The 20,879-nt window shown below is 34.1% G+C and carries 22 protein-coding genes; 15 read left to right on the forward strand and 7 right to left on the reverse strand.

The annotated features are described in order from the left end of the window. Positions 1-46: 46 nt before the first annotated feature. On the reverse strand, positions 47-1,252 hold the full coding sequence (locus tag MHB47_RS01210; protein WP_340754495.1) for an MFS transporter: 1,206 nt from the start codon (positions 1,250-1,252) through the stop codon (positions 47-49). 294 nt (positions 1,253-1,546) lie between these two features. Here MHB47_RS01210 and MHB47_RS01215 point away from each other — a divergent pair, with 294 nt between their 5' ends. The 4 genes from MHB47_RS01215 to MHB47_RS01230 all read left to right on the forward strand — a co-directional run bounded on the left by MHB47_RS01215 (position 1,547) and on the right by MHB47_RS01230 (position 5,520). Next, positions 1,547-2,800 (forward strand): M23 family metallopeptidase, encoded by a 1,254-nt coding sequence (locus MHB47_RS01215; RefSeq protein ID WP_340754497.1) that lies wholly within the window; start codon positions 1,547-1,549, stop codon positions 2,798-2,800. 152 nt (positions 2,801-2,952) lie between these two features. Further along, on the forward strand, positions 2,953-3,699 hold the full coding sequence (locus MHB47_RS01220; protein WP_318420132.1) for a glycerophosphodiester phosphodiesterase family protein: 747 nt from the start codon (positions 2,953-2,955) through the stop codon (positions 3,697-3,699). Positions 3,700-3,893: 194 nt separating this feature from the next. After that, positions 3,894-4,322: an NAD(+)--rifampin ADP-ribosyltransferase gene (gene arr, locus MHB47_RS01225; RefSeq protein WP_340754502.1), complete on the forward strand. Its 429-nt coding sequence runs from the start codon at positions 3,894-3,896 to the stop codon at positions 4,320-4,322. Positions 4,323-4,575: 253 nt separating this feature from the next. Then, complete coding sequence (locus MHB47_RS01230; protein ID WP_340754504.1) at positions 4,576-5,520, forward strand: TDT family transporter; 945 nt, start codon at positions 4,576-4,578, stop codon at positions 5,518-5,520. 113 nt (positions 5,521-5,633) lie between these two features. Here MHB47_RS01230 and MHB47_RS01235 read toward each other — a convergent pair whose 3' ends face one another. Next, positions 5,634-6,551 carry a ketopantoate reductase family protein gene (locus tag MHB47_RS01235; protein WP_340754506.1) on the reverse strand — a complete coding sequence of 306 codons (918 nt, stop codon included), beginning with the start codon at positions 6,549-6,551 and terminating at the stop codon, positions 5,634-5,636. Positions 6,552-6,696: 145 nt separating this feature from the next. Between MHB47_RS01235 and MHB47_RS01240 the strand changes: the two genes are divergently transcribed. The 4 genes from MHB47_RS01240 (at position 6,697) to MHB47_RS01255 (ending at position 10,526) form a co-directional block, all read left to right on the forward strand. Beyond that, positions 6,697-7,215, forward strand: coding sequence for a TetR/AcrR family transcriptional regulator (locus tag MHB47_RS01240; RefSeq protein WP_069818404.1), 519 nt, complete (start codon positions 6,697-6,699; stop codon positions 7,213-7,215). A gap of 80 nt (positions 7,216-7,295) precedes the next feature. Further along, positions 7,296-7,754, forward strand: coding sequence for a MarR family winged helix-turn-helix transcriptional regulator (locus tag MHB47_RS01245; protein WP_107510670.1), 459 nt, complete (start codon positions 7,296-7,298; stop codon positions 7,752-7,754). A gap of 102 nt (positions 7,755-7,856) precedes the next feature. Continuing rightward, positions 7,857-8,792: a ketopantoate reductase family protein gene (locus MHB47_RS01250; RefSeq protein WP_340754510.1), complete on the forward strand. Its 936-nt coding sequence runs from the start codon at positions 7,857-7,859 to the stop codon at positions 8,790-8,792. A 90-nt stretch (positions 8,793-8,882) separates the two neighbouring features. Further along, positions 8,883-10,526 (forward strand): alpha-keto acid decarboxylase family protein, encoded by a 1,644-nt coding sequence (locus tag MHB47_RS01255; RefSeq protein WP_340754512.1) that lies wholly within the window; start codon positions 8,883-8,885, stop codon positions 10,524-10,526. Between the two features lie 154 nt (positions 10,527-10,680). Here MHB47_RS01255 and MHB47_RS01260 read toward each other — a convergent pair whose 3' ends face one another. Next, the gene (locus MHB47_RS01260; RefSeq protein WP_340754514.1) at positions 10,681-11,901 is read right to left on the reverse strand and encodes an NADH-dependent flavin oxidoreductase; all 1,221 of its coding nucleotides are present in this window, start codon (positions 11,899-11,901) and stop codon (positions 10,681-10,683) included. 303 nt (positions 11,902-12,204) lie between these two features. On the opposite strand from MHB47_RS01260, the gene MHB47_RS01265 reads away from it, so the two are divergent. From MHB47_RS01265 to MHB47_RS01290, 6 genes are all read left to right on the forward strand, one after another. Further along, the gene (locus MHB47_RS01265; protein WP_340754516.1) at positions 12,205-13,209 is read left to right on the forward strand and encodes an LLM class flavin-dependent oxidoreductase; all 1,005 of its coding nucleotides are present in this window, start codon (positions 12,205-12,207) and stop codon (positions 13,207-13,209) included. A 25-nt stretch (positions 13,210-13,234) separates the two neighbouring features. Continuing rightward, positions 13,235-13,567: a glycine cleavage system protein H gene (locus MHB47_RS01270; RefSeq protein WP_002506490.1), complete on the forward strand. Its 333-nt coding sequence runs from the start codon at positions 13,235-13,237 to the stop codon at positions 13,565-13,567. Positions 13,568-13,570: 3 nt separating this feature from the next. After that, entirely contained in the window at positions 13,571-14,356 is a 786-nt protein-coding gene (locus tag MHB47_RS01275; protein ID WP_340754518.1) for a protein-ADP-ribose hydrolase, read from the forward strand. Beyond that, positions 14,349-15,233: an SIR2 family NAD-dependent protein deacylase gene (locus MHB47_RS01280; RefSeq protein ID WP_340754519.1), complete on the forward strand. Its 885-nt coding sequence runs from the start codon at positions 14,349-14,351 to the stop codon at positions 15,231-15,233. The genes MHB47_RS01275 and MHB47_RS01280 overlap by 8 nt, the downstream gene beginning before the upstream one ends. Positions 15,234-15,242: 9 nt before the next feature. Next, positions 15,243-16,265 carry a lipoate--protein ligase gene (locus tag MHB47_RS01285; RefSeq protein WP_002511629.1) on the forward strand — a complete coding sequence of 341 codons (1,023 nt, stop codon included), beginning with the start codon at positions 15,243-15,245 and terminating at the stop codon, positions 16,263-16,265. A gap of 191 nt (positions 16,266-16,456) precedes the next feature. Beyond that, complete coding sequence (locus MHB47_RS01290; protein ID WP_002511628.1) at positions 16,457-16,657, forward strand: hypothetical protein; 201 nt, start codon at positions 16,457-16,459, stop codon at positions 16,655-16,657. Positions 16,658-16,739: 82 nt separating this feature from the next. Here the strand turns inward: MHB47_RS01290 and MHB47_RS01295 are convergent, their stop codons facing one another. Together MHB47_RS01295 and MHB47_RS01300 are read right to left on the reverse strand one after the other, a co-directional pair. Next, positions 16,740-17,072, reverse strand: coding sequence for a general stress protein (locus MHB47_RS01295; protein ID WP_340754521.1), 333 nt, complete (start codon positions 17,070-17,072; stop codon positions 16,740-16,742). Positions 17,073-17,096: 24 nt separating this feature from the next. Next, positions 17,097-17,522, reverse strand: coding sequence for a hypothetical protein (locus MHB47_RS01300; RefSeq protein ID WP_002506496.1), 426 nt, complete (start codon positions 17,520-17,522; stop codon positions 17,097-17,099). A gap of 247 nt (positions 17,523-17,769) precedes the next feature. On the opposite strand from MHB47_RS01300, the gene MHB47_RS01305 reads away from it, so the two are divergent. Further along, a complete protein-coding gene (locus MHB47_RS01305) occupies positions 17,770-18,759 on the forward strand; it encodes a Gfo/Idh/MocA family protein (protein WP_340754523.1) in 990 nt (329 codons plus the stop codon). 147 nt (positions 18,760-18,906) lie between these two features. Here MHB47_RS01305 and larC read toward each other — a convergent pair whose 3' ends face one another. Both larC and larB read right to left on the reverse strand, forming a co-directional pair. Next, positions 18,907-20,085 carry a nickel pincer cofactor biosynthesis protein LarC gene (gene larC / locus MHB47_RS01310; RefSeq protein ID WP_340754525.1) on the reverse strand — a complete coding sequence of 393 codons (1,179 nt, stop codon included), beginning with the start codon at positions 20,083-20,085 and terminating at the stop codon, positions 18,907-18,909. A gap of 16 nt (positions 20,086-20,101) precedes the next feature. Continuing rightward, complete coding sequence (gene larB, locus MHB47_RS01315) at positions 20,102-20,860, reverse strand: nickel pincer cofactor biosynthesis protein LarB (protein ID WP_340754528.1); 759 nt, start codon at positions 20,858-20,860, stop codon at positions 20,102-20,104. Positions 20,861-20,879: the final 19 nt, after the last annotated feature.

Consider the following 20,879-nt stretch of genomic DNA (forward strand, 5'->3'; position numbering starts at 1 on the left):
ATAAAAACACTGAAGAAGTAAAAGAAACGGCTTATAAATCTTAAATTTAAGATTTGTAAGCCGTTTTCTGTTTGATTGTTAATGAAATAATAAATGCAATAATCATGAAAGCTGTGATCATAAATACAACACCTGGCCATTGTATCAGCCCATAGAAGATACCTGCTAATGTACCGCCAATAGATGACCCCATGTAATAAAATAATAGATATAAACTAGATGCTTGCGCTTTATGATGTTCAGCACGACTTGCAACTACGCCACTTGCTATCGCGTGACCACTGAAAAATGCATAAACACTGAATGCCAATCCGAGTATTTTAAAAGCTAAAAAAGGTAAAAGTGTAATCCAAATACCAACGATTAATAGTAATATGCTGAATTTTAAAGCGTTTAATGTGCCTAATTTATTACGTAATTTTGCATTTAATATAGAAGATATCATACCAATTAAGAATAATAAGTAAACAAAGCTAATAATACTGTCATGCAATTGATAAGGTTTAGCTGCCAACACGAAGCCAATATAATTAAAAGCAGCGATGTTACAGCCTAATAATAGAAATCCAATCATAAAAGGTTTTAGTAAACGAATGTTTTTCAAATGTTGACTATAGCTCAATACTAATGCTTTAACAGAAAAACGTTGCTTCTCAAAATGTCGAGATGCTGGTAGTAAGAAAGCAAATAATATTGCTGCGACAACACTAATAATTGCAATGGAGAATAAGCCGACTTGATAACCATAAATACTTGAAATAAATCCAGTGAATATTCTACCAAACGCACCACCAAAGGCATTGCCACTTATATAAATACCCATTGCCTCGGGTAAACTATGCGCAGAAATTTCTTCACCGATATATGCCATGGCGATAGAGGGTAAGCCTGCTAAACAGATACCTTGTATAAGCCTAACAATTAAGAAGGTATTGAAATCTGTAATGAACGGTTGCACTAGCGCTAATAATGACACCGAAATTACAGAAAAAATCATAATAGGTTTACGTCCAATTACTTCCGATATTGCACCAAAAAAAAGCATAGCAAAAGCTAATGTCAAGGTTGCAGCCGACAATGCCAAACTTGCAACGGTTTCACTCACATTAAATGATTGTGTGAAATGGGGGATCAATGGTTGAACGCTATATAGTACTGAAAAAATAGTGAATCCTGAAATGAAAAGCGCAACGATAATTTTAATATATGCTTTTGAACCTCTATTTACATAGCTGTTTTTCAAATCCTCCATTATATGCCCCCTTCATTCTTAATATATCTATAGTATCACGTAACAAATAATATAAAAAAGGCATTAGTTCTTTTAAAAGGTGTAATGCTATATTTTTTTATGTCATTGAGAAGTGGTTATGTTTAAAATTTATACCAAGCATATTTTAATATATATTATAGATAGAATTTTCAAAATAATTACAGGTGTCTCAAATCAATTACCAAAAAATTAAAAAACAGTTTCTGCTATTCTCTTAATATAATTTCTTTGCTATTGTTAGCTAAGGAAAAATTTTGGGAGGATTTATTAATTATGAAAAAAATCGTTACAGCAACAATTGCTACATTGTCATTGGGAGCAGTGGGCATAGCACAGTCAGACGCAGAAGCATCAGAGAATAATCAATCAGGTACGCAATATTCAAGTAACCAAGCTACAAATGATATCTTTGAATATGGTTATATTGATGAAGATAATAGTGGAAATTATCACCATACATTAGATGGAAACTGGGATCAATCATTGTTTGATCAACAACAATATTATTTCTATTTAATTGATGAAGAAGGAAATTACCATTATTACTATTTCCCTATGAATGATCAAGGCACAAACTCAACAAATACGAATGCAACAAATGCATATAATGATAACAACTATAGTGCTAATAAAAGTCATGAAGCTGTGCAACAGAGTGGATACGATGTAAATGAAGCACCAGCGCAATCACAAGAAGCACCACAAAGTTCTAATAATGAAGTTTCTGCTCAAACTTCATCACAAGAACAAAGCACAACAACTAATGACAACGCATCTTATACACAAAATAACACATCATCAAACGAAAACTATGAAAGTAGTTATACACGCAATGACGGTAACGGTGTTGAAGATGTGAAACAAAATGCAACGTCAAATAACGTAGAGAACACAACAAATACACCTGCTACAGAATCAACAAACACAAATAGTTCTAATGAAGGACATGCTACGCAACAAGAAGCGGCACCTTCATCAGAAGCTTCAAACAACAATGCATCATCAAACAACAATAACAACGCAAGCACATCAGAAGCTTCAAACAACAATGCATCATCAAACAACAATAACAACGCAAGCACATCAGAAGCTTCAAATAACAATACATCATCAAACAATAATAACAGCACAAGTTCATCAAATTGGTTAACAAGTAATAGTCAAATGCAACCATATGGTCAATATCATGGTGGCGGCGCACATTACGGTGTGGACTATGCAATGGATGAAAACACACCAGTGTATTCATTAGCAGATGGCACTGTTGTTCAAAGTGGTTGGAGTAATTATGGTGGAGGAAACCAAGTTACAATCCAAGAACAAAACAGTGACAACTATCAATGGTATATGCACATGAATTCATTAAACGTTCAAAAAGGTGACCAAGTTAAAGAAGGACAACAAATCGGTGAGTCAGGTAGCACTGGTAACTCTACTGCACCACATTTACACTTCCAACGCATGGAAGGCGGAATTGGTAACGGTTATTCAGTAGACCCAACTTCATACGTAAACTCAAAAGCATAAATTAAAATGATAAAATAAAACGTTCTTGAAATTCTGTTATAGAATTCAAGGACGTTTTTTTATAGTAATATGCAGAATTAACAAAGAATATTTGAAATATCTTTAATACCATATCATACTTGCATTAAATTTAAATTGAAGAGGATGATGATATGTTTACTGTTTATGGACATAGAGGTTTACCAAGTAAAGCACCAGAAAATACGCTCGCGTCTTATAAAGAAGCTGGGAATACGCCTGGATTAAAGTGGATTGAGTTAGATGTAGCGATTACTAAAGATGAACAGTTGATTTTAATCCATGATGATTTTTTAGATCGAACAACGAATATGGTAGGAGAAGTGACACAATTAAATTATTCCGACATCAAAGATACATCAGCAGGTAGCTGGTTTGGCACAGAATTTGAAGCAGAAAAACTACCTACGTTTGATGAGGTTATTGAATTGGCAAATGCTTATAACATGAACTTAAACATTGAATTGAAGGGCGTTACAGGTCCGAACGGCACAGTATTATCTGAAAGTATGATTAAACAAGTTGCAGATAAATTAAAAGGATTAGATTCGGAGTTAAATGTATTGATATCAAGTTTTAATTTGGTTTTAGTGAAATTAGCAGAGCAGTTTATGCCTGATTATGAGAGAGCTGTCATATTTAAATCTGCAGCTTTTGGTGATGATTGGAGAACGCTATTAGATTATTGTGGTTCGAAAATAGTGAATATTGAAGATGCGAAATTGACGCAAGCACGTGTTAAAAAAATCAAAAATGCGGGCTATGTATTAAACGTTTGGACAGTAAATAAGCAATTACGTGCAAATCAATTAGCAAATTGGGGCGTTGATGGTATTTTTACAGACAAAGCAGATGAAATGATTCATTTAGAAAGATTGTAAAATTGTATTTCTGGAGGGGAGTAGGAAATCAAATTCCGAATTTTGATTTTCTTCTGCTCTTTTTTAATATGATTTAAAATCAGAGGTCCTTTGTCTTAATTATACATTAAATAATAATATTATTATAGACTACTTCTTTATTGTTTATCAGTTTATACTGGTGAATAGCTTAGATGAAGAAGGAGTGTTGAACAATGGTAGAACAAAAAGAAGTGTTGGATCAAGGACCATTTTTTCATGGGACAAAGGCTGAATTACAAATAGGTGATTTACTACAAACACAGCGAATTTCTAATTATCAAAACCGTAAAATGAACCATATTTATTTTACTGGGGCTCTAGACACAGCTAAGTGGGGGGCAGAACTTTCGGCTGCATTAGCTGACGAACCGGCACAAGAATACATTTATATTATTGAACCTATTGGGACATTTGAAAATGATCCTAATGTCACAGATAAAAAATTTCCTGGGAACCCAACTCGCTCATATCGCTCGAAGGAACCTTTGAGAATTGTAGCAAAATTAGCTACATGGGAACGACACTCGAATCATGATATTGAACAAATGTTAAAAGGCTTAGCACAATTACGTAAAGATGGATTAGACATTATTGAAGATTAATATACAACTGTAATGAAAATAATGTAAAGCAGTCCATAATTAATAATAGTGGTCTGCTTGTTTATATAAAAAAGATTATTCCCAGTGAGGTATTATCTGTCACATATTAGTGTTAAAATTCATTTGATAAATGAGAAGAATCATATCGGCTTTCAAAGCAATATAAACAGATGTAACGCTTAGAATTCGATAAAATAGTATAGTTATAATGTATGTAATATTCAAATATAAATAAAAAGGATTAATAAATGATATGTTTCGAAAATTTATAAGTGTAATACCGACTGCTATTTGTGGCTTAGCATTGGGTATTTCAGCATTAAGTAATCTTTTGTACATTATGGATAGAAATGTTTTAGCTACAATATTTTTAATTATTAGTGTTATTGTGGTTGGATTATTTATACTAAAATGTATACAATTTCCTAGTATTGTATTGAAAGAATTATCTGACCGTAATATATGTGCGACTTTTCCCACGTTTACAATGACGTTTCTGACATTACTCTATATCTTATACCACCAATTGAATATTACCTGGGAAATCATAATTTGGTTGTGGTGGTTCGTTGTGATACTGCAGTTTGTTATTATTGGGTTATTTATTTATTACCATATTTATTTACATGAAAATGAACGTATCGTTCCGAGTACCAGTTGGTTTGTTACATTTGTGGGAATTGGCGTTATTTCAGAAACTGCTGAAGATTTTTCACCATTCTTTGGGGAATTGATCGTGTATATTGCGACGCTATGCTTTTTAGTATTAATATGTGTCGTACTGTTTAAAAAGACATGGCGATTATATAACGAAAATCAATTTCCTATGACAATCATCATAGCAGCACCATCTTCACTTTGTTTAAACGGTTATTTATTAAGTGTAGTACATACACAAATGTTTTACATTATAACGATGTTGATTATCTCTCAACTCATATTTATATACTCATTAACATTTATACCGAAATTATATAAATTGAATTTTAGATTTTCATTCTCAGCATTAACCTTCCCGTGGGTGACAACAGCGACATCACTCTATAACTTACTTGAAATTGAATCTTTACCTCATAAAGTACAAAGTGTGTTGTATTTTGTAATGATATTTGAAGTGATATTTGCAATCGTGACTGTGATTTACGTGATTTTAGGATATGCTTCATTTCTAAAGAAACGTACAATTGAAATAAAATAACCTAAATTAAAGAATGAACCTATCATCTAGTCAGCATAGTGGGAGTGGGTATACGAAATTAAATTTTGATTTCGTATACCCACTCCTTTTTAACTGCAATGAATTGAGTCGTTTTAACTGACGGATTTGCTCGCTTCAAATAGAGCATCTAGATGACTTGTAGTTAGTGCTGTATTTTGATTGAGTACTTTAACATCGTTATAAAGTGCTTCAAGCTCTTTAAAAGAACCTTGTGTTTGATTGATGAGGCCAATGTTCATAACTGCTTTTAATACTATATTGGATAATCCTTTGAAATTTTTAAATATAACAGATTGTGCTTTTGGTTTTATAGTATGTCCTTTGTGTTCTAACAATTGATGTAGTTCAGTAAAAGCAGCTATCGTTTCTTTGGTTATCGTATGCGCACTAGTGTTTTGGTTTTGTTTTAGAATAAATAACATGTTTAAAGGTAAGACTAAAGCAGCGTGTGACATCAACCAATCTTCAAAGTTCTGCTCATAAGTTAGTTTGATTTTCGCATTTTTAAATATTGAATTTAGTTTGTCTGAGAACGTAATTTCCCCATGCATGTTTCCTACTTTGAGCTCTCCAGCATTAAATCTTAAAATATTAGTATGACTTGCTTCTCTTGAACCACCAGTCATTAAAAAGCCGAAAGTGATATGCTTAAGGTGATTACTCTGTTGCGTCAATGTGCTTTGTAGTAATTTAGGATTCATGTTATTTCCAATGAAAATAATGTTTTCACTTTTGTTTTGAGCTAATGTTGGTACGACATTGTAAAAATCTGAATACTTCATAGTTACAAAAATAACATCATAAATATCATGTTCTGAAAGTGTACTTATCGTTGTTATAGGTTCATTTGTTGTCTTCCTTTGCAATGAATGCTTAAGTTTTAAACCTTTTTCATTCAAGTGCTCTAAAGTTTTTCCACGTGCAAACATTGTAATGTCATTATCTTTGGTATTTAGTGCGTGAGCTAAAAATTGCCCCTGTACACCTGCACCATATATTAAAATTTTCATATCATTATCACTCCAGTTTAATTATTGAACAATTGTTTAATAACTTGAAGTTATCATCAATAAGATTTAAACTCAATGAACAATACAACCTTGTTGATGTTTAATGAACAAATATTAAAAATTGTTGATATTAAAAGGAGTTAAAATGGATAAACGAAAAGAAAAATCCCAAAAACTTATTATTCGTAGCTTTGTTGAACTGATTAGAGAAAAAGACTTTGATAAAATATCAATGAATGATATTGCTCAACATGCCAATATAAATAGAGGTACCATTTATTTGAATTTTATAGATAAGTACGACATTTTAGATCATGCAATTGATTATATTTTGGGCGCAGCAGTGGATAAATGCAATATTTATCTTGCAGAATCAGGAGATAATAAAGAAACGTTGCGTGAAGTCATGTACGTTATTGACGATCAGTACGATATTTTGAAAACTTTGGTTAAAAAGTCAGATCTTAATATGCTTAAGCAAACATTATCAAAGAAAATGCGCGACACCATAAATAAACAAAACAGTGAAATTACTGCCCAGTTTTTATCCTCTGCTGTAGTAGGCGTTATTATATGGTGGATTGAAGAATCAAAACCATGTGATATAGATACTTTAGTAGGAGAACTTTCCGTATTATTGGAGCCACATTTAAAGCACTTGTAATAATCAACTGAACTGTAATAAAGATATTAATTAGTAACCCCCGCCGATGCGCTAAAAATTACAAAAAAGGAATGTGAATAATGGAAAGTAATAATAATGATTATGAGAATTTGTTATTTTATTTTGCTTACAAAACGTTTATAAATACAGCAGATGAAATTATTGAAGCATATGGCTTAAATAGACAACATCATAGGTTCTTATTTTTTATCGAAAAAGTACCTGGAATTACAATAAAAGATTTATTGAAAAGTTTAGAGATTTCTAAACAAGGCAGTCATGCAACGTTGAAAAAATTAAAAGATGAGGCATATATCACTGAACAACCAACCGAAACGGATAAACGTATTAAAGCCTTGTACCCCACAGAAAAAGGAACCAAATTAGTACAAGAACTTAATAAGGCACAAAATGATTTATTTCAAGATATACAGAAAAAAGTTGGCAATGATTGGTATGACATAATGGAAGAATTTGCTTCTTATCGTACAGGATTTCAAGAAGTAAAATATTTAAAAGACGAGAATAAGAAAGATTAAATTATTAAACAACTTTATACTATTTAAAAATTAAGAATTTTCTAACTATAGCGGAATTAACTTGTTGAATTACTATTATGAAATAAAAGGAAGGATGATTGTATGGTTAAGATAGCAATTGCAGGGGCAGGAGCAATGGGTGGTCGTGTTGGAACGCAAATTGCCGAAGCAGGATATGATGTAACTTTAATAGATTATTGGACAGAACACATTACAAATATTCAGCAACATGGCTTGAATATACAAACCGAAAAAGATACATATCATATTAATATCAAAGCGCAGTTGCCAGGACAAATCGATGAGCAATATGATTTGATTATCATTTTAACAAAAGCGATGGATTCAGAAGCAATGATTGAGGCGTTGAATGAAGCTAATGCGATTAAAGAAACGACGGCGGTATTAACAATGATGAATGGCTTAGGACATGAAGAACGTTTTGCTAAAATTATACCGAAATCACAAATATTTTTAGCAGTAACGATGTGGACAGCAGGTTTAAGAGGGCCTGGACAAATACTGTTAGAAGGTACAGGAACAATAGAACTGCAACGCGCAGACGGTGGGGAAGACTATCGTACAGAAGCGATTAATACAATTTTTAATAATGCAAAATTAAATTCTACAATTAGTGATAATGTCTTTGAATCTATATGGTCAAAAGCTACATTGAACAGTGTACTGAATCCATTATGCACGATCTTAGATAAAACAATAAACCAATTTTCACTATATGAACAAGCACGACAAATGGTTATTCCTATTATTGAAGAAATCGTGGCTGTGGCTCATGCACGAGGACTAGAACTCAATTTTGAAAATTTAATTAACAAAATTGAAGCTGCTTATCCAATTGAATCACAAGGTTTACATTATCCATCAATGCATCAAGATTTATATAAAGGGCGGCTAACAGAAATAGATTATTTAAATGGACAAATTGTTACATACGGTAAAGCCTGTGGTGTGGCGACACCTCATAATGAAATGCTGACACATATGATTCATCAATTAGAATTAACATATAAAAAATAGCAAAAAATAAAGTCAACATCATTGACCTTTTATCTCTATTAAGTTAAGTTTGTAGTGTAATAGAGATGGATAAAAAAGGGGAAATGATGAATGAAAAAACGTATAGGACAATATTTAATGGACTGTATCAGCGCTGTAGGCGTCGATAAAGTATTCGGTGTGCCAGGTGACTTTAATCTGACTTTTCTAGATGATATTATTAGTCGCGATGATATGGACTGGGTTGGTAACACAAATGAATTAAATGCTAGTTATGCGGCTGACGGCTATGCGCGCTTAAAAGGGATGAGTGCAATGGTAACAACATTTGGTGTAGGAGAACTCAGTGCTGTTAACGGTATTGCTGGTGCATATGCTGAACGTGTGCCGGTTATTCAAATTACCGGTGCGCCTACAAGAGCAGTAGAAAAGGCAGGGAAGTATGTGCATCATTCCTTAGGAGAAGGAAATTTTGATGACTACAGAAAAATGTATGAACCGATTACGACGACACAAGCGTATCTTACGCCTGAAAATGCCCAGTCAGAAATTCCTAGAGTAATTGAAGCTGCATTAATTGAAAAACGCCCAGTGCACATACATTTACCAATTGACGTAGCAAGCGTAGAAATTGAAGTAGACCAACCGTTTGAAGTGCCACAACATCAGGGGATGGATGTTGCTAAGTATGTGAACATGATCAAAGAAAAGTTACAAAGTGCGGATAAACCAGTCATAATCACAGGCCATGAGATTAATAGTTTCGATTTACATGAAAAGCTTGAACAATTTGTGAATCAAACGCAAATTCCTGTTGCACAATTATCATTAGGCAAAGGTTCATTTAATGAAGAAAACCCATATTACATGGGTATTTATGATGGCTCATTAGCAGAAGAAGGTATTAGAAATTACGTGGATCAAAGTGATGCAATTTTAAATATTGGAGCGAAATTAACAGATTCTGCAACTGCAGGGTATTCGTATCAATTTGATATTGATGATGTCGTTATGATCAATCATCGTCACTTCAAAATGAATGAAACGAAAGATATGGAAGTATCACTTATCGATTTATTGGATGGCTTAAATACAATTAATTACGTTAATGACGCAACGTTCCCTCAATTTCTACGTCCTAAAGAAAATCAATACGATTTGAATGGGGATCCTTTATCTCAAGCAACTTATTTCAAAATGATGCAAGATTTTATTAAGCAAGACGACGTGATATTAGCTGAACAAGGCACATCATTCTTTGGTGCTTATGATTTAGCGTTATACAGTAACAATAAATTTATAGGACAGCCATTATGGGGGTCAATTGGCTATACTTTACCAGCGACACTGGGTACGCAGATGGCGAACACACAGCGTAGAAATTTATTGTTAATTGGAGACGGTTCCTTACAATTAACAGTACAAGAAATGTCTTCGATGATCAGAGCGCAAATCAAGCCGATTATTTTTGTTATCAATAATGACGGTTATACAGTAGAACGTAAAATTCATGGAGAAAATGCGTCATACAACGATATTAAAATGTGGGATTATAAATTATTACCAACAGTCTTCGGTGGAAAAGATGAAGTCATTGTGCACGATGTGACAACGAGTGAAACACTACAAAATACATTCCTCGAAATCGAGGCACAACCAGAAATGATGCATCTAGTTGAAGTGAAGATGGCAGTACATGACGCACCACATAAATTAAATGCAATTGGCCAAGCATTTGCAAAACAAAATGGTTAAATTCACATAAAATGTAACAAGGAAGCATTGGACATGATAAGGTCCAATGCTTTTTACATATTTTGAGATGTTAATTCATTTTTCCAAAACAAATACGCGATATAAAAAAGACAAACTAAGCTGTTTTATCTGCTCAGTTTGTCAGTATTTTAAATTAATCTTTTTCTATTGCTTTATAATCTACTTGATCATAGTTTGTTTCAAGTTTACGTAACTCATCACGGGTTTCTTTTTTTAATCCTTCGCCGTAGTCCATCATTTTAACGATATCTTTAAATGCCGCGTACGGGATTGCGAGTTCATCAATATCGTCGATGGTTACATGTAAATCAATATCCTCTGGACGGTCTTCTTGTAATTTTAAGACAAAATCTGGTTCCGTCACAAATGGAGACGACATCCCCACCATATCTGCATGTTGTAAGGCATCAAGCGCACTTTCAGGTGAATTAATACCACCACTAGCGATGACAGGAATTCTACCATCAAGGTAATCATGGACGACAGCATTGACATATTTTCCTGTGTGCTTGCCGTCAGAACGGACTTTGTTTTGATAAATTTGACGCCCCCAACTTGCGATTGCTAAATATTGTATATTCGCTGTATCTAATACCCAATCAAGATGTTCGTTGAATTCGTCTATTGTATACCCCACATCACTCCCTCTTGTTTCCTCAGGTGTAGCGCGATAGCCTAAAATAAATTGTGGTGGTGCTTCTTTATCAATGACTTTTTGTACAGCAGCTAGTATTTCCAACCCGATTCGGGCACGATTATCTAAACTTTGATTTCCGTATTGATCTGTACGTTGATTAGAAAAAGTAGAGAAAAATGTTTGTATAAGTAAGCGTTGGGCAGCTGAAACTTCTACACCATCAAAACCAGCTTGTATAGCACGAGAAGTTGCCTCCGCATATTGATGCGTTACAGAAGTGATTTTATCTAAAGACATAGCTAGAACGTCATGTTGAATAGGAGAATTTAAGGACATAGCGCTTGGGCCATAAACTTGGCCATAATTTAAGATGGCTTGATTTGAAAATCGTCCTGCGTGAGTCAGTTGTAAAATGGCTTTATTGCCATTTTTTTTCATTGCAGTTGCTAATTTTTTCAAACCAGGTATACAACTGTCATCAGTGATACTAAAACCATATTCAAATAATTGACCATAAGGTTCGATATAGGCTGCACCTGTTACTTGCAAGGGCGCAGCGTGTGCCCGGCGTTGTGCATAGCGTAAGTCTTGCTCAGTAATATGTCCGTCTTGTGTTGAGGAATTCGTAGTCATAGGTGATAGCACAAAACGGTTATTGAAGACGACGCCATTGGGTAACGTTAATGGTTCGAATAATGCTTGATAATGAGTTTTCATAACTATAACCTCGATCTTCGTTGTAATATGTAATTTAAAATTAACACTAATAGGATATCGTGGTCAATTAAATAAAAAATATGGTAATTTTTTCAAGCAAAATGTAACAAAAATTTTCTATATCAGTTATCCTAGAGGGTGAGGGTAATTTAAAAAAGGGAAACATGTTTTGCAGATACGTGTCTAAAGTTTTGTACATGAATCTTAGCATAACTGAGATACGATATACACTCAAACAAAAGTGCTTACATTATAAGTACGACAAAGTATATAAGGTCAGTATTGGTGGAGGTGGTAACCAACGTGGTTCAATTGAATATTTTAGATTATGCTGTTATTGATGAAGGCAAGTCAGCACAAGATGCCTTACAGGATACAGTACGCTTAGCGCAATTAGCAGACAAACTTGGTTATAAGCGCTTTTGGATGACGGAACATCATAATGTACCGGCGTTTGCATGTAGTAGTCCAGAATTATTGATGATGCAATTACTGGCAAAGACGAAGCAAATCCGACTCGGTTCGGGTGGAGTGATGTTACCGCATTATAGTCCGTTTAAAGTGGCTGAAAATTTTCGATTATTAGAAGCATTTTACCCTAGGCGAGTAGACTTAGGTATCGGTAATAATTCAGGTACACCCAGTGTAAAACAAGCTATGAATGAAACGAAAACACATTTCTTAGACTACGAGCAGTCTATTACCGATGTGCGACATTATCTAACGGAGCGTGAACCAGAGCAACGTTTTAAACAAGTATTTGCACAACCTCGTGTTACTACTGTGCCTCAAATGTGGCTATTAAGTACGAGTGTACCGTCTGCACAAATGGCAGGACGTCAAGGCATGGGATATACACTGGGAACTTTTTTATTACCTAATGAAAAAGCAATTAAAAAAGCTGAAAGCAGTGTACAAGCTTATAGAGAAGCCTTTAAACCTACGGCATTAAATATGAAACCTACTGTTATGCTCACTACATTTGTTGCAGTTGCTGATACAGCATCAGAAGCAGAAGCACTAGCTCAATCATTAGAAGTTTGGCTACTAGGAAAACAACAATTTGCCGAATTTGAACGTCTACCTTCTATCGAAACAGCACAATCATATTCACGTTCTGAAAGAGATGAACGTTTGATTACTCAAAGCCGAGCTCGTATAATTGTAGGTACAAAAGAAAGTGCAAAAAAACAAATAGACACAATGATTCAAACATTTAATGCTGACGAAGTGATGGTTGTACCTTTGATCCCAGACATAGCGCAACGCTGTCGTACAATCGAATTACTCGCGCAAATATATTTATAACAAGTTGATGAAAGGAAGATATTTTATGAAAAAATTAGCTAATTATTTATGGGTAGAAAAAGTTGGAGAGCAGTACGTATACAGTATGACACCTGAATTGCAAGATGATGTAGGAACAGTAGGTTATGTTGAATTTATGGGTGGCGACGACATTAAAGTCGATGACGAAATTGTTAGTATTGAAGCTTCTAAAACAGTATTAGACGTTCAATCACCATTAGCAGGTAAAATTGTTGCACGTAATACAAAAGCTGAAGATGAACCAACGCTTTTAAATTCTGAAAAAGCTGAAGAAAATTGGTTGGTTAAATTAGAAAATGTTGACGAAGCAGCATTTAATGCACTTCCTGAGGCATAAATTATGCAACAAACAGAACGTTTAGCGTATTTAATTGAGTATTTGTGGCAAGAAACACAGGACGGCGCCATTGCAGACTTACCTGATACGGAAATAGAACGTTTCGAAACGTTTCGAGGGTTAGTAAATGTAAGACCAGCAACACCGATTGAAGCAGATTTTATTGAGGTGCAAGATGCATTTTTAAAAAATTACAATGCGCAACAAGTTACGTCGTTAACATCATTAACCCCATATCTCAATGACGATATATATTTATGGCAAGGTGATATCACGCAGCTTGAGGTAGACGCTATTGTAAACGCGGCTAACAGTAAGCTGTTAGGCTGTTTTGAGCCGAATCATAACTGTATCGATAATATCATCCATACTAAAGCAGGCGTCCAGTTGCGTTTAGCTTGTGCAAATTTAATAGATAAACAAGGTAGACGTGAAGGTGTTGGTAAAGCAAAAATCACCCCTGCTTATAACTTGCCTGCTCAATATGTCATTCATACAGTAGGACCACAAATTCGTAAAACACCGGTGTCACAAATGAACCGTGATTTACTTGCGCGCTCGTATCGAAGCTGTCTCGAACTTGCGGATCAGCAAAAATTATCAAGCATTGCTTTTTGTTGTATTTCAACAGGCGTATTTGGTTTTCCTCAAGATGAGGCTAGACAGATAGCAATTTCGACTGTAATGCAATATAAAAGAGAACATGATTCTGATATCACAGTTGTTTTCAATGTGTTTACAGATAAAGATGCTGCATTGTATAAGGAAGGACTGAAACATTATGGCTGAATCAACTTGGGATGTCTTAAATACTAGTTATAATCGACAATCCGATATATTAGCAGATGCTTTAAATGAAGCGGACGCAGTTGTGGTTGGGATAGGTGCCGGTATGTCAGCGTCAGATGGTTTTACGTATATAGGTGAACGTTTCACACAAAATTTCCCGGATTTTATTAAAAAATACGGTTTCTTTGATATGTTACAAGCAAGCCTTCATACATTCGAAAGTTGGCAAGAATATTGGGCTTTTCAAAGTCGATTTGTTGCGCTGAATTATTTAGACCAGCCTGTAGGCGCATCTTATACTGCGCTTAATCAAATTTTAAGTAATAAAGATTATCATATCATCACGACGAATGCAGATAATGCATTTGCGGTAGCTGATTTTGATTTGGATAAAGTTTTTCATATTCAAGGAGAGTATATCTTGTGGCAATGTAGTCAACATTGTCATGCGCAGACTTACCGTGATGATGCTGCAATACGTCAAATGATTGTAGAACAAGAGCATATGGAAGTACCACGAGAACTCTTGCCGCATTGTCCTGAATGTGATGCGCCCATGGAAATCAATAAACGAAAAGCACAAGTTGGTATGGTAGAGGATGCTGATTTTCATGCGCAGTTATCTCGCTATAATCAGTTCCTTGATGCACATAAAGAAGATAAAGTATTATATCTAGAAATAGGTATCGGCTATACGACACCACAATATGTGAAACAACCTTTTCAACGCATGACACGACATAATCCAAATGCTTTATTTATGACAATGAATAAGAAAGCATATCGTATTCCAGAAAATATTCGAGATAGAACAATACATCTAACCGAAGATATTTCAACACTCATAACTGAAGCCAACAAAAAATTAACTATATAGGAGAACAATATGTATTTAATTGAACCTATTCGCAATGGCGAATATATAACAGACGGTGCAGTTGCATTAGCGATGCAAATTCACGTTAGCCAAAATATATTTTTAAATGAAGATATCTTATTCCCGTATATCTGTGATCCAAAAGTGGAGATAGGTCGTTTTCAAAATACTGCTGTAGAAATTAACCAAGATTATTTAGACGAACATGGTATTCAAGTTGTTCGCCGTGATACAGGTGGTGGCGCAGTTTATGTAGACAGTGGTGCAGTGAATATGTGTTGTATTTTAGAAAAAGACGATACAATTTATGGTAATTTTAAACGCTTTTACGAACCAGGTATACATGCTTTACATCAACTGGGTGCAACAGAAGTTGTGCAAAGTGGACGTAATGATTTAGCCATTCACGATAAAAAAGTATCTGGTGCAGCAATGACTTTGATTAAGGGACGTATCTATGGTGGCTATTCTTTATTATTGGATGTAGATTATGAACCTATGGTTAAAGTATTGAAGCCGAATCGTAAAAAAATAGAATCCAAAGGTATTAAATCCGTAAGATCACGTGTAGGCAATATTCGTGAATATTTGGCACCAGAATATCAAAATGTAACGATCCATGAATTTAAAGATCTGATGGTTAAAGAGATTTTAGACATTGATGATATGAATGACGCAAAGCGTTACGAATTAACTGATGCTGATTGGGAAGCCGTCGATGAAATGTTAGCGTCAAAATATAAAAATTGGGAATGGAATTTTGGTGGTTCCCCACGCTATGAATATAATAGAGACGCGAGATTAGCGGCAGGCACGATTGATATCTCTCTTTCTGTAGAAAAAGGACGTATTTCAGCATGTCGTATTTATGGAGATTTTTTTGGACAAGGCGACATTAAAGATGTTGAAGAACAACTCAAAGGCGTACGTGTAGTCAAAGAGGATTTATTAAAAGCTTTAAGTGAAATAGACATTACATATTATTTCGGTAAAGCTACTGCAGAAGAATTAGTAGATGTAATATTAAGTTAATAAAAATTGATAATTAAGGCTGAGACATAAATTCATGTCTCAGCCTTAATTGTTACATTCACTTTCGTCACAACAATATTCAATGGTTTATAAATAGGTTGGTTATGTTTTCTTTGATTTGAAAAATACTTTAAGGGTAGAAGATGAAGAGATTCGAAATATAATCAGCTTTTATTTAAGGAGGTTGTAGCATGGATAAGCAACATATTAAAGAGGCTTTAAATAAGCATTCAGAAATAATTATCGAAACTATAGAACATGACCGTATTACTGTAAAGAAAATTGAAGATAACGACGATGAACAGTATTTACATGTATTGGAGCCTAAAGACCAAAAAGTAGAAATTGCTAAAATTACAGATCTTCAAGAAAATAACTTTAATCAATTATAATAAATATGTATAAAAGACCAATGTACCCCGCATCCTAATTAAAAGAATGCGGGGTACATTGGTTTAGCTAAATAATTTAATTTTAGAGTACATTAACTGCGCGTTGATCTGTAACAATGAGTAGTACATTACCTTGATCCATAAGTTCTTCGTAATCTTGCGCATCACTTTCAGAAACGCCAAGAATTTGTAACTTATCTCTTAGTTGGTCACCTTGATTTGGTTCTTTTTCGCCAACATCAGAACGATTGTAATCAATACCTGAGACTTCTGTATTTTTCACGATGCGTTCTGTATGATCTGCATCATGAGATAGAACATAAATATCTTTTGCATTAATTTTTTGATCTTTTAATGTGTTGATATTAATTTCAATGTCTTCATCATTTGAATAAGCTTTAACAATTGGTGTCATATACATACTCCTTTAACAATTGAATTATTTTATAATGCCACTATTTGTTTGTTCATTTTCATCAACCGTTTTAAGACGTGCGTAACGATCATGTGCGATATAAAATTTAGTGTGTTTAAGAGAAAAGTCATATAATTCTTCTCTTTTAATACCTTCAGGCATTTCAAATTCTGTTACGACTTTTTCTTCACTTTGATTTTCTACTTTTACGACTTGTTCAGGTTCAACATCTAATGTTTCTTTAGGATAAACCAAAGCAATTGTTGTTTTACTTTCTTTAACATCTTCTAAATTTTCTATTTTAAAAGCTTCGCTAATATAGTTTGCTACTCTTTTTTCACGTTTACGTTTTCTTTTATTAACTGCAGCTTCTTTTTTATAATTTTTTCTGAAAATGAAATAGATAATTAAAACAATTACTATAAATATTAAAAAATAAAATATGGACACAAAAATGCCTCCTTTATTTAAAGAATATAAAAAATGATTTCATGTTATACCTTTATATTAATTGTATACCACTAGTGAGATTTTCAAAACAAAATACGAATTGTATCAAGGCTGTAGATTTTGAATTACATGATGAATTCAAATATAATGATATATTGAATGGGTTTTAAAATAGCTATTAACAATTTAATATTGCACCAAATGATAATGCAGCATAATTTAGATTAAGTGAGAAGGAGAGACCAACATGAAATTAGGTATCGTAGGCGCGGGCAAAATCGTCAAAGAAGCATTACCAGTGATGGAAGAAATTTCAGACATTGAGTTTCATAGTATTGTTTCAACAGGAAGAAATCCAGAAAATGTAGAAAGTTTACAGAAACAGTTTAATATTAAAACAATTTTTACGGACTATAATCAGTTTCTTCAAGATGAAGATATGGATACGATTTATTTAGCTGTACCAAATCATCTGCATTTTGATTATGCACGCAAAGCAATTGAGCAACAGAAACATGTAATATGTGAAAAACCATTTACTTTAACTAAAGAAGAATTAACAACATTAAAAGCATTGGCTGAAGCGAACAACGTTATTATTATCGAAGCTATTACTAACCTGTATTTAAGTAATTATGATGTGTTAAAACAATCTGTGAGTGAAATAGGTACATGTAAAATAGCCCAATTTAATTATTCACAGTACTCTTCAAGATATGATAATTTTAAAAAAGGCATCATTCAACCTGCTTTCGATCCTGAGAAGGGCGGAGGTGCACTCATGGATATCAATGTATACAATATCCATTTAGCAGTTGGACTCTTCGGGATGCCTAAAGGTGTTACTTATTTTGCTAACGTTAAAAATGATATTGATACATCTGGTATCTTAAATCTTGATTATGATGAAATGAAAGTTGTTTGTATTGGTGCAAAAGACTCTAGTTCTGACAATCAGTCTTACATTCAAGGTGAAAATGCAACAATTCATATTAAAGGTCCAACAAATGAATTAAAAGCGTTTGATCTTACATTTAATGACGGTGGTACACAATCATATCAAGTTAACCAACAAAAACATCGTATGTATGAGGAATTTGTGAAGATGGTTCAGATTATTAATGATAAAAAATTCGATTTAGCAGAAGAAAAATTAGAACATAGTATTCAAGTTATAGAAGTATTAGAACTTGCATTAGATAGTGCAAATATTAAAGTGGGTCCTTCATTAAAATAATTAAGCAATAAAAAATCCAGTACTTCACTTAAGTGTGAGTGCTGGATTTTATGTTGTCGATAGATTTTTAATTTTGGAGCAGTCTTTTGTGTGCGTTTTCCGCGGGTACAGCCTCAGCCTGTAGTCTTTAGCTCATGATAGACTATTTTAATCTTCTATTTTAATGTGGTTATGAACTTCGTGCTGAATTTCATTGTATACAGTTGAGAAAGTTTTGCCAGATTGGATTGCTGCATTTTTTACATCTTCAAATTCTGGTTTCGCTTTGATAATTTTATTATCCATCATGCCTATTTTTACTAATATAGCACCATACTTTGTGTGAATTGTTTGAAACTGGCGATGGAGAATTTTGCGATTGACTGCATAACTTCTTACACCTAAAGAGCTTGTATTTTTAAGTATATAATTCTCAAAGTATTGTGCATCATCAAATTTACTAATCACTGTAAGTTGTGTTGCGGGTCTACTTTTCTTCATTGTAATTGGAGTGAAGTAAGCATCTAGCGCACCGTCATCCAGTACTTGTTCGATAAAGAAACCGAGCATCTCTGGTGTCATATCATCAATCTGACACTCTATCACTTGGACTTGTGTTGGTGTGTTGTCTTTTACTGTATATTCAATTGTTCGTAAAATATTGGGGAAATCGAAATCTTTCGTACCACAACCATAACCGATTTGCTCCATGGTTACTGCAGGTAAAGGAACGATTTCCGAAACTAATGCTTTAATAAAACCAGCGCCAGTTGGTGTTGTCAATTCACTGTTAACATCAAAGGACGCAAGCGGGATACCTTTGAGTATTTCAGCAGTCGCTGGTGCAGGTACTGGATAGACACCGTGTGCGATATTGATTTTATCGTTACCAGTTGGGATAGGCGAGGCATAGAGTTCATCAATAGCTAAATCTTCTAGTGCAAGACATCCGCCAATAATATCAATGATAGAGTCCATAGCGCCAACTTCATGAAAGTGAACATCTTCAACAGACATACCGTGAATTTTAGCTTCTGCGTGTGCAATCACATCAAATACCCGGAGGCTTCTTTCTTTCACTCTGCTTGGTAAGCTACTCTCTTTGATCATCTTAAAGATATCTGATGCTTTTCTATGATGGTGTGCTTCTTCGAAATCAATTTTAAGTGACATAGCTTGAATGCCTTGTTTGTTTTGAGTTGAGAAGTTAAGTTTGAAATGATTGAGCGGTAATGTTTTTAATTGTGTTTCAATAAAGATGACATCTGCACCCAAATCTACAAGCGAAGACAATAGCATATCTCCAGCAATACCAGCATGACAATCAAGATAAATCGCTTTGGACATAATGTTTCACTCCGTTCTAAGCATTTTCAATCATATTTATAATCATTGCGGCATTATAGCCACCACCAAATCCATTATCGATGTTGAGTACGCTCGAGCCAGGTGCGCAAGAATTAACCATAGATAAGAGTGTGGTAACACCATCTAAATTGGCGCCGTAACCAACACTCGTAGGTATTGAAAAGACTGGATGATCCACTAAGCCGGCAACGACGCTAGACAATGCACCTTCCATACCAGCAATAACTACGGACACCTTGCTTTGACGAATGGCTTCGATATGTGCAAAAAGCCGATGGATGCCAGAAACACCTACGTCATAAAAGCGTTGTACTGAAATACCCATAACTTCAGCTGTAATAGCCGCTTCTTCAGCTACAGGTAGGTCAGATGTACCGGCGCAAATAATCGCTGCAAAATGTTCCGTTTTATTAATTTTATTAACAGGTGTACAAACGATACGTGCTGTTTCATGGTATTCAAGTTGTGGATATTTAGCGATGATATCATCTGCTTTAATTTGATCGATTCTAGTAATTAAAATGACTTCGTCATGCTTTATTAAAGTGTGTACGATTTCGTCTAATTGCGCTACAGTTTTTCCTTCACCAAATATAACTTCTGGAAAGCCTTGTCGTTTTGTTCTGTGTAAATCAATTTTTGCAAAACCTAATTCATCATAATGACTTAATTTATCTTTTGCTTCTGTAATGGAAAGCGTATTCTCTTTTACCGCTAGAAGTAATGACTCTATTGGGTCTTGGTTTTCAGTCATAGTTATGCCACCTTTATTT

The organism is Staphylococcus sp. FSL K6-3157 (assembly GCF_038005145.1).
In the GTDB taxonomy this organism is placed as follows: domain Bacteria; phylum Bacillota; class Bacilli; order Staphylococcales; family Staphylococcaceae; genus Staphylococcus; species Staphylococcus equorum.